Annotated in this window: 1 pseudogene; it reads right to left on the bottom strand. The window is 60.2% G+C overall.

The features are described from left to right. Positions 1-23: 23 nt before the first annotated feature. Positions 24-462: pseudogene (locus ACTHTY_RS11815) on the bottom strand (UDP-N-acetylglucosamine 1-carboxyvinyltransferase); the annotation flags it as partial.

Below are 462 nucleotides of genomic sequence, written 5' to 3'. Positions count from 1 at the left end.
ACGACCTTTTTCACACAAGGCTCTTAACCGCTTACCCGCTCGATTTTCGCGCCGACTTTGCCGAGTTTTTTCTCGATGTGTTCGTAGCCGCGTTCGAGGTGGTAGATGCGTTCGACGATGGTTTCGCCGCCTGCGACCAAGCCTGCCATGACGAGGCTGGCGGAGGCGCGCAGGTCGGTCGCCATCACGACGGCGCCGGAGAGTTTTTCCACGCCTTTGACGAAGGCGGTGTTGCCTTCGGTGGTGATGTTCGCGCCCATGCGGTTGAGTTCGGGAACGTGCATGAAGCGGTTTTCAAAGATGGTTTCGACGACGCGGCTGTCGCCTTCGGCAACGGCGTTCATCGCCATAAATTGCGCCTGCATGTCGGTCGGGAAGCCGGGGTGGACGACGGTGCGGATGTCCACGGCTTTGGGACGCTGCTGCATGTCGATGGGAATCCAGTCGTCGCCCGCTTCGATG

The organism is Neisseria sp. P0019.S002, from assembly GCF_051957155.1.
Lineage (GTDB): Bacteria > Pseudomonadota > Gammaproteobacteria > Burkholderiales > Neisseriaceae > Neisseria > Neisseria perflava.
Note: the sequence above shows the minus strand (reverse complement) of the source record. Positions and strands in the feature narration are given on the sequence as shown.